This is a genomic window from Pseudomonadota bacterium (assembly GCA_026388315.1).
Classification (GTDB): Bacteria; Desulfobacterota; Syntrophorhabdia; order Syntrophorhabdales; family Syntrophorhabdaceae; genus MWEV01.
In genome coordinates, this window is record JAPLKA010000039.1 from 1 (window position 1) to 9,404 (window position 9,404).

Genomic DNA, 9,404 nt, shown 5'->3' on the forward strand with positions numbered 1-9,404 from the left:
GCCATTTATGGATGAAAGGAATGTTGCGAATCTTAACGAGGGGTCATGAGAGGATTAAGAGAGGGGAATATTGTCCCTCCGATGGAACAACGCCGGTGGTACTCAGAGGGTATGCAAAATCGTAGTTTTTCATTTTTTGAAAACTCAAACTACAAGTCTTTTGATGTAACCAAAATTTAAGAAACTACGCATCTTTTTAAGAATACACCAATTAAGTTCAAGAGATATACACATTAAACAAGTATGGTTACAAGATACTTCACCCCCGAGCCAATTAACTCATTTTTTACTTTCGGGTGCCACATCATCTATTGTCTGCAGATATCCCATTTTCCTCTTTTCGATTTCTTCCATATCAAATCTTTTATCAGGTTTTATCGGGGTCAGATGTTCCTTCTTCTTGTATTGTATTCCGCAACAAACCTGGGAATGATCCTACCATCCCCGAATCTCCACTCCAATGCCCCTCCTGTTCGCCAATCGACGCATACTTGACAGCCCCCCCCTCTTCACCGAAATAGTTCACCTCGCAAATCTCTAAACCGGCAACTTTCACCGGGTCCATCAAAAACAACAAGATGGGTTCGTGTTGCATCGGCAGCGATACTGTACCACAGATACATGGGAACGATGCTGGGAGGCAGACTTTACAGCTATCGGATTGAATAACCGACTTTTTCTTGTCCCTGGGGTAATGGCAAAATACGTGTCTATTCCGCCCCGACTTGATGTACAAAAAAAGAAAAGTCTTCACTTTTCAGTTTGGAAAACTTTTGGTGCATCAAAACGTTGTTGTATTGCAATAAAAAATCGCTTTTTTCTTAAGGCAGTCCCATACAATGCTGCCCTGATCTATGGATCAACGAAAGAGATACAAAGAATGCTATTATAAAACATCTTGCCGGTGCCGTTGAGGGAAATTCCTGGACACAATTAAGCCAGAAGGCAACAAAGATGAGAAAAAATTCTCGACAAAAAAAGAGATATTGCAGTAGCAATTCTCAACCATCCTAAATCTAATCCCCCTCGCTGCTTAGCGGGGGGTTTTTTGCAACAGAAATCTGTCCATCGGTTTGATGGTCAAAGCCTGTGCCCTGGGCACAGAAATCTGTCCATCGGTTTGATGGTCAAAAACCTGTGCACTATGCACAGAAATCTGCCCGTCGTTTTGGGGCGGATTTCTGTCTACAATAGAAATAAAGAGAAATATCTCTGAATATCACTACGCTGCTAAAGAGTGCCGTAGAGCTAATGAAGGGTTGAAATTTTGCAATCTGCAAAAAAATGGAATGAGGGGTTGAAATTTTGCAATTATTGGAACTAAAGTAAAAAATAATCTGTTCATCCTCTCAATCTTTTTATTGAAAACATTACAGCTTTCTCCTCTCAATCTTTTTATTGTTCTCCTCGCAACCGTCCACCGTGGACTGTTTTGGTGTCCATAAAACATTGGACAGATTTTTTTGTAAATGCAACAACTTTTTGACCAAACTACATTGGACAGATTTTTTTGTAACCTCCTCGCTGCTCAGCGGGGTTTTTTGCACCTAATCTGTCCACCGATTTGATGGTCAAAAATAAGTCACCAGTGAGCTAAGGAATTAACCCGCCGCATGTCCGAATAAAATACATCGCTCCGGATTATCCCGGCACAAAAAGCTATTTTTTGGGAGTTTTAATACTCTCAGAAAATAGCTTTTATTGCATAATCATCTGAAAAAGCCCCGAAAAGAAGCCCGTAAAAAATAAATAAAATAAATATTAAAATCGACTACGGAAACGCCCCGCGATGAATTAACCTAAAAAGGCAAAGAAGTAATATATAGGTAGAATAAATATTAGTAGGTTATCCGAAATAATGTTTTTCCAATGTTTAAAGTTTTGCCAGATTTAAACTATTCATAGGGGAAAACGATTGCCACATTGCTGACTGCTCTCCTCCAGTATGTAAGCAAAGACAATACGCCCCCCTAAAAAGAAAGCCTAATAAGCACAAGTAAGCAGCAAAGACACTGTCACCACAAGGAACCATAAATAATCCACCTACAAGGGTGCCGGTAAGAGATCATGCAGGTGAGACACAAATGAAGGCGTAATATGATTGCCTTCGCTCAAATAACACTCAGAAATAGGATAACTAGTCGCACAACGCTGCATAAACCCTCTAATAAGCACAGGTAAGCAGCGAATACACAATTATTACAATGACATATATCACAAGAAACTAATCAATCAAGACAATACCATGACCTAATAAACCTGGGCTACCATTCTAATAGGCACAGGTAGGCAGCAAAAAACAATTATTACAGTGACATATACATCTCAACCAATTAACAATTCGATAAATCAACCAATCACAAACACCAAAGGGGTAGGTATATGCCCCAAAATTGTATCAAAATATAAGGAGAATAATCATGGATATGTACGATTTAACGTGTTTAGGCATAGTGCTTGCTACTCTGGCGTTCATATACGCCTTGTTCTGATATTTGCTTCAGAATATAAGTTGCGAAAAGAGGAAAAAGCCTATGATAACAGAGTATTTACAGAAGTGATAGAAGCTGTAAAGCGGCCCGGGGAAGTTAAGACCGGGAAATCAGCGGGTGTTCGCACTCCATACCATTGGAGCGAATATTAAATTAAATTAATCAACAAATACAAAGGGTAAGGTAAACAGCCTTGGCCCTCTCCCACCCAAAATTAAACCAAATAAAAACAAACTGTCACCTAATCCAGGACGGTATTTTTGGTAGCACGAGTACAAGGAGGAAACGGATAGGCATTGCTCACGCCGCAAAGTGAGTTCTGGAAAAGCTAAACAGCAACTATGCTTAAATAGTGGGCCCGAGTTGCGTACTGACTTCGATATCGCAAAGCGGCATAAAAGTAATATATATAACATTATCGAAGACTTAAAGGAGTAGAACAGTGTTAAAAACTATAAGGCAATTATCAAATTATAGCAAAAGGTGGTCGATATGATAAATTTGGAGTGGATTACAGGAAATTGGACATGGTTTTTGGCTCCTCTTTCAATAATTGGCGTATTGCTGAACAATAAAAAAGATAAAAGATGTTTCTATTTGTGGATCATAACGAACTTCTGCTGGATGATAGTAGACTTCCAGGCGCATAAATTCGATACAAGGTTACTGGCTCAATCAGAATATTCTTCATACCTGCATGGCATGGCCTATTTTCGTGGAAAAAGATTGAAAATAATAATGGAGGCGCAAAATGATTAGAACCGTAAAGTTATATGATTCACCTGATGGGTCCAAACTCGACGGAAAAAAGAAACTTGAAAAACAGCAAAAAAAACGTTTTGAATACCCGATAGTGCCTCATTTACGTTTTGATGCCGGGGTGGTATACGCTATCGGTATGACAGTTACATTCCTCAAAGAAGGCATCGGCAAATCAAGGCGGGCGGAAACTAAAGCAAAGGGCAGTACGCCGTTTATCCACAGTTACGCGACACTAAAAAGATATGTAGGTGTCATCAATAATTTCAGGGACAAGGCATTGGTCGATGTAAAACGTATTCACCAGATCACCGAAGAGCATGTTGAGACCTTCTTCGACAACATGGTAAGCGAAAATAGAAGCGAAAAGACGATAAAGATCAACGCTTCTGCGCTTAACAAGCTATTCAATGCTTGGAGCAGGCATGATCTCAAAGAATATATAGACGAAAACAGATCAACGTGGGCAGGTGATGCAATAGATTCGAATCGAACAACACCATTTGGCGACCCCGATAGGGTAATTGATAAAATGAGACGGGAAGCATTTAAAGCAGCAGCAACCATCCAACTGAATACGGGCGCTCGCATATCTGACATCAAGAAGGTGGTAGGTTCAGTCATAGCGCATCCATCGTTGGAATCTATTACCATCCTGAAATCAAAAGGCGGAAAGGACAGGGAGCTTGACTTCTCTGACAGGCTGCCTATTTTAGCCATTGTGATAGAGGCGGCTAAAATCATACAGGCATATTTATCTGAAAATAATAATAACTGGAGCAGCTTTAAGAAGGAATATACAAAAGAAGTACATAGGGCTGCTATAAAGGCAGGGGAAATATATTGCGGGCCTCATGCGCTCAGAGCTAATTATGCAAACGAACGGTATGAAAAAGGTATAAAAGAGGGAAAGGACGAGGAAGTCGTCCTGAAAAGGTTAACAGAAGATTTGGGCCACCACAGAATCAGAATGGCAAAATATTACCTCAGTGCATTCAGAATCTAAAGGCGAAATAGCAGGTTTGCTGCATCACGAAAAAAAAGAAATGTTGATACTGGAAGGATCAACAATTGTTCTACTTTCGAGATTACCGATAATACTTACCACGAGACCCCCTGCTCCTTAAGATAGATTTGTGCATCTTTGTTGCCTAACTGCGCTGCACTCTTGTAATCCTCAACAGCCTGCTGATGATCGTCAAGTTTCAAATAAGCACTTCCTCTCATGTAATAAGCATCTGAATCGTCGGGGTCCAACTCTATGACTTCGCTGTATTCATCAATTGCCTGCGGGAAATTGCCGAGTCCAAAATAAATACTCCCTATCGCGTAAAAAGCATCTGTATTCTCAGGCTCCAGATCTATAACTTCATTGTAATCATCTATTGCCTGCTCAAAATTGCCGAGTGCTTCATAAACATCGCCCCTCCTGTAGTAAGCGTTTGCTAACTCTGGATTCTTCTCTACAGCCTTGTTGTAATCCGAAATAGCATGTAGAAAATTGCCGAGTTCGGCGTAAGCGTTTCCTCTCATGTAATAGGCAACACCAGGATCATCAGTATCAAAATCTATCACTTTGTCATAATTATCAATAGCCTGCGGGAAATTGCCGAGTTCTTCGTAAACACCCGCTCTCGCGTAGTAGGCATTTGTATACTCAGGATTCAGCTCTATAGCCTTATCATAATTATCAATGGCACGCTGAGAATTGCCGAGTTCCCCATAAACAATACCTCTCAAATAATAAGCATCTGCATCATCAGGGTTCATTTCTATGATTTTATTATAATCATCAATAGCCAACCCAATATTATTCATCACTCTATGCTCATTAGCTCTGCCATGGTAAGCCTCTGCATCATCAGGGTTCAGTTTTATTGCCTTGTCATAATGCTCTATGGTCCGCTGATAGTAATAATCGTCTGTATCCTTAGGATTCAGCTCTATATCTTTATTGGAAACCTCTTTTTCCTCTTTATAACCAAGATCTTTTCTATAGTTCTGAAATAAGATCACCTTTCCTTCCAAAGCTGTATTCTTTGCCATTTCAAAATTCCTCCTTATTATAAAATATTGTTTCAATTATTCACCTGGCTGACCAGGGTGTTAAAAGTTTTTCGTCTATTTATAAGGTAAAACATGTTTACCAAGGTTTCTCTCCCTTTTGACAAGTTCTTGCACTTCCTTATTGCCTAACCGTGCTGCACTCTTTAAAATTTAGAAGTGCCCTTGGATAATTACCGATTAAATCATACGAGACCCCTCTGTTGTAATAAGCCTCTGTATACTTATGATCCAATTTTATGGCCTTGTTAAAATTCTTAATTGCATGTTGGTAATTGCCGAGTCCAAAAAAACATTACTTTTCCTGAAAAAAGCCTCTGCATCCCGGGGGTACAGTTCCGCTATCGCCTTATCATATTTTTGATCTGCATCCGAACCTGTGTTTTTTAACATTTGAATATCCTCCTAATTATATTATTTCAATCATTTCCGTATAAAAATAGGGCCCCGATATCCAGTCGAGGGGTTACAACCAAAAGGAGTGAAGTATTAGCGCTTTTTGCGCTTCGTCTCATACCAAACTGAACTCGGTGCTAAAAAAATCAATCATATAAAGGTATTACTATTTAGTGTCCGTCCGGAAACCCCAACTCCCTGAAATATTTCACAAAAACCCAATATTACCCTGGCGTTTTCCTGCTCAGTATGGTACAATATGTTTGTAACATGCCGGTATAATTACACAATACTCTCAAGAGGGGTTCCAAAATGCGCCAGAAATTCAATCCCCAGACAGGCCTCTTCAGTCCTATGATGCGATACTCGATTGCGAAGGAGCTCCAAGAGATGTCCAAGGTCCTCGATGACAACCCGAGGCTTATGGACCTTGTCTTTCAGGACATGACTTCTCTTTCCCGCACTGATACGGGGAGACAGGGGATGACTGCCGAGCAGGTTCTTCGATGCGCAGTACTCAAACAGTACCGCCAGCTTACGTATGAAGAACTCGCCTTCCATCTGGAAGACTCTGATTCCTTCCGCAGCTTCTCCCGCCTGGAGGTGGGACAATATCCCTCGAAGTCAATCCTTCAGGAGAACATAAAGGCAATCAGGGAAGAAACATGGGAAGCCATTCTTCAGGAGATCACAACCTTTGCTATCCGTGAAAAGATTGAGACGGGCAGAACAGTGAGGGTGGACTCAACCGCGGTAGAGACTAATATTCATCACCCCACGGATTCGACCCTTCTTTCCGATGGTATCCGTATTATTACCCGCTGGCTCACCGAGGGGAAGGAACTTGTCCCCCAACCGAGATATGGGTTCAGCGATCACCGGCGAGTGGTGAAAAAAAGAGTCATGACGATACTCAATGCAAAAAAGGATACGGTACGGCAAAGCGCCTACAAGGACCTTCTCCACTATGCAGGGTTGGTGAAAGGATATGCTGTAGCCGCAATTGACGAACTTATCGTCTATGAAGGCGATACCATCACCGACACCTTTGCCGCCCATGAGCTTGCCCGGAGGCTCGAACGGGCAACAGGTATTCTCGGCAAGGTAATCGACCAGACAGACCGCAGGGTCTTCAAGAAAGAGAAGGTCCCTGCATCGGAAAAGATAGTCTCTTTCTTCGAGGACCATACCGACATCATCGTAAAAGGAAAAAGAGATACCGAATACGGGCATAAAGTATTCCTTACCGGTGGGAGCTCCACTATGATCCTGGGCTGCCTCATTGTACCCGGAAACCCGGCGGACACCGATCAGTATCAACCATTACTCGAACAGCATAAGGAATGGTACGGGAAGATGCCTCGTCAGGTAAGCGCCGACGGTGGTTTTGCATCAAAGGAGAATCTTGCCTATGCAAAGGAGAATCACATCAAGGACGCCGTCTTCGCTAAGAAACGAGGGCTTTCTGTTCTCGATATGGCAAAGAGCAACTGGGTCTACAAAAAGCTCAGGAACTTCCGCGCCGGCATCGAGGCAGGTATCTCCACATTGAAACGGGCCTTCGGTCTTGACCGGGCAACGTGGACGGGATGGGAAGGATTTGCCCGGTATGTCCTCTCCGGCATCGTCTCCTATAATCTCCTGGTCATTGCCCGGATAAGGCTGGCCTCGGCGTAATGAAGGATCATGGGAGTAACGTTATCAAATATATGGAGTTACTATGTCTTAAATCGGCAAGGAACAGCGCGGTAGACTGAAATCTAACGCATGAGGTAAAATCAACAGGGATAGATCATAGAGCTCCCTGAGGATGGGTAAGGAGTTTGTTCGAAAATGGGGGTTTCCGGACGGACACTATTTAGCAATCAGGAAAATAAATTTCATTTTTGCGTACATGGAAGAAATCAGTAAAAAGGCTTTTATACTCATACTCGTTTAATGTGTATATCTATTGAACTTTATTGATGTATTCTTAAATAGACGCGTAGTTTCTTAAATTTTGGTTACATCAAAAGACTTGTAGTTTGAGTTTTCAAAAAATGAAAAACTACGATTTTGCATACCCTCTGAGTGCCACCGGCGTTGTTCCATCGGAGGGACAATATTCCCCTCTCTTAATCCTCTCATGACCCCTCGTTAAGATTCGCAACATTCCTTTCATCCATAAATGGCGTTCCTCAATGTTTTGTTACAAGAGAAGTAATCCGACTATAGATAAGGAGAAAACAGACATGGAGAGAATTGCTTGTTTCTGCAGAAGATCGTCAACCCGCAATCAGAAATTGTCTTTCAGGAGATAAAGGCGCACGACAAGGTGATCGTCACTGAGAATGTTTACGCGGATGGCGAACTCATTGCCTCGAACGGCCAGATGGGGTATGTCGTATCTAAGGATATGGGGTTTATCGGTTTGCAATTCCCCTCAGAAGGAGATGGAACTGTATTGATTGAACCAAAGGACATAAAACTTGCATATGCGCTCACGGCACACAAGTTTCAGGGGAGCGAAAGCGATTATGTGATTTTCGTGATACCCCCCGGGACAGGACAGGGAGTTTTTGACAGATGAGATGGTGTTTGTCGGGACAACGAGAGGTAAAAAGATGACGTATGTGATAGATGGATTAGGTGTGTGTTAGCTGTAGAGCAGCGTAGAGCTAATGAAGGTCGAAATTTTCCAATCCGGAAACAAATGGAATGAAGCTCAAAACTATGACATTATTGGAACTAAAATTATTTTCCAATCTGGACTTATTTTTGCGTATCAAACCGTTACGCAGATTTCATTGTCAGTGACAAAGGTTTTTGCGTATCAAACCGTTACGCAGATTTCATTGTCAGTGACAAAGGTTTTTGCGTATCAAACCGTTACGCAGATTTCATTGTCAGTGACAAAGGTTTTTGCGTATCAAACCGTTACGCAGATTTTTGTCCAAAATCCCCCCCGCTGAGCAGCGAGGGGGATTTGAGATGGTTGAGAATTGCTACTGCAACATCTCTTTTTCCTCTTCGTTGTCGAGAGGTTTGTTCTCATCTTTGTTGCCTTCTGGCTTAATTGTGTCCAGGAATTTCTGTATTTCATTTATCTCCTCAACGGCACCGGCAAGATGTTTTATAATAGCATTCTTTGTATCTCTTTCGTTGATCCATAGATCAGGGCAGCATTGTATGGGACTGCCTTAAGAAAAAAGCGATTTTTTATTGCAATACAACAGCTTATTGCGTATCAAACCGTTACGCAGATTTAGGCACAATTTGCACATATTTAACGAGAAGGCTGATTATGTGCAAATTGCACTTAATTCGTGAGAAGGCTGATTATGTGCAATAATTGGAACTAAAGTAAAATCCCCCTCGCTGCTTAGCGGGGTTTTTTGTCACCTAAATATGCATAACGTTTTGATGCACCAAAAGTTTTCCAAACTGGAAAATAAATGGTGCAACGTTTTGATGCACCAAAATATTTGCATTTGCAACAGAAGGGACAGAATTAGTTTTTTTCTTAAGGCAGCCCCATTGGGGCAATCGGGTGAGTTTTTCGTTAAGCCATGTCATTTCTTCACGTTATCAACATATTGAAACCAATGAAGACTTCAACCGTCACAAATACAAATCTCTACATATCAGGTCCTTGCCTGGATTCGTTGATAACTGAATGAAATGATCAAAGTCTTGACAGCGTGTTTTCTGTTC

General features: G+C 41.6%; 8 protein-coding genes. 5 read left to right on the forward strand and 3 right to left on the reverse strand.

The features are described from left to right. The first annotated feature begins 2,984 nt into the window (after positions 1-2,984). Positions 2,985-3,251, forward strand: a complete 267-nt coding sequence (locus NTX75_04110; GenBank protein ID MCX5815413.1) for a hypothetical protein — start codon at positions 2,985-2,987, stop codon at positions 3,249-3,251. Then, positions 3,244-4,257 carry a phage integrase N-terminal SAM-like domain-containing protein gene (locus NTX75_04115; GenBank protein MCX5815414.1) on the forward strand — a complete coding sequence of 338 codons (1,014 nt, stop codon included), beginning with the start codon at positions 3,244-3,246 and terminating at the stop codon, positions 4,255-4,257. The genes NTX75_04110 and NTX75_04115 overlap by 8 nt, the downstream gene beginning before the upstream one ends. Before the next feature lie 95 nt (positions 4,258-4,352). Here NTX75_04115 and NTX75_04120 read toward each other — a convergent pair whose 3' ends face one another. The 3 genes from NTX75_04120 to NTX75_04130 all read right to left on the reverse strand — a co-directional run bounded on the left by NTX75_04120 (position 4,353) and on the right by NTX75_04130 (position 5,708). Continuing rightward, a complete protein-coding gene (locus NTX75_04120; GenBank protein ID MCX5815415.1) occupies positions 4,353-5,297 on the reverse strand; it encodes a tetratricopeptide repeat protein in 945 nt (314 codons plus the stop codon). Positions 5,298-5,436: 139 nt separating this feature from the next. Next, positions 5,437-5,577, reverse strand: a complete 141-nt coding sequence (locus tag NTX75_04125) for a tetratricopeptide repeat protein (protein MCX5815416.1) — start codon at positions 5,575-5,577, stop codon at positions 5,437-5,439. After that, complete coding sequence (locus NTX75_04130) at positions 5,553-5,708, reverse strand: hypothetical protein (protein MCX5815417.1); 156 nt, start codon at positions 5,706-5,708, stop codon at positions 5,553-5,555. Before NTX75_04130 ends, NTX75_04125 begins: the two co-directional genes overlap by 25 nt. A gap of 315 nt (positions 5,709-6,023) precedes the next feature. Here NTX75_04130 and NTX75_04135 point away from each other — a divergent pair, with 315 nt between their 5' ends. The 3 genes from NTX75_04135 (at position 6,024) to NTX75_04145 (ending at position 8,662) form a co-directional block, all read left to right on the forward strand. After that, complete coding sequence (locus tag NTX75_04135) at positions 6,024-7,388, forward strand: ISNCY family transposase (GenBank protein ID MCX5815418.1); 1,365 nt, start codon at positions 6,024-6,026, stop codon at positions 7,386-7,388. 568 nt (positions 7,389-7,956) lie between these two features. Further along, the gene (locus NTX75_04140) at positions 7,957-8,280 is read left to right on the forward strand and encodes a hypothetical protein (protein MCX5815419.1); all 324 of its coding nucleotides are present in this window, start codon (positions 7,957-7,959) and stop codon (positions 8,278-8,280) included. Positions 8,281-8,371: 91 nt separating this feature from the next. After that, positions 8,372-8,662, forward strand: coding sequence for a hypothetical protein (locus NTX75_04145; protein ID MCX5815420.1), 291 nt, complete (start codon positions 8,372-8,374; stop codon positions 8,660-8,662). Positions 8,663-9,404: the final 742 nt, after the last annotated feature.

Excerpts from the sequence above, each read along its gene's own strand:
- NTX75_04145 (MCX5815420.1), top strand. The coding sequence starts at position 8,372 with ATGAAGGTCGAAATTTTCCAATCCGGAAACAAATGGAATGAAGCTCAA.
- NTX75_04120 (MCX5815415.1), bottom strand. The coding sequence starts at position 5,297 with ATGGCAAAGAATACAGCTTTGGAAGGAAAGGTGATCTTATTTCAGAAC.
- NTX75_04130 (MCX5815417.1), bottom strand. The coding sequence starts at position 5,708 with ATGTTAAAAAACACAGGTTCGGATGCAGATCAAAAATATGATAAGGCG.
- NTX75_04135 (MCX5815418.1), top strand. The coding sequence starts at position 6,024 with ATGCGCCAGAAATTCAATCCCCAGACAGGCCTCTTCAGTCCTATGATG.
- NTX75_04115 (MCX5815414.1), top strand. The coding sequence starts at position 3,244 with ATGATTAGAACCGTAAAGTTATATGATTCACCTGATGGGTCCAAACTC.
- NTX75_04110 (MCX5815413.1), top strand. The coding sequence starts at position 2,985 with ATGATAAATTTGGAGTGGATTACAGGAAATTGGACATGGTTTTTGGCT.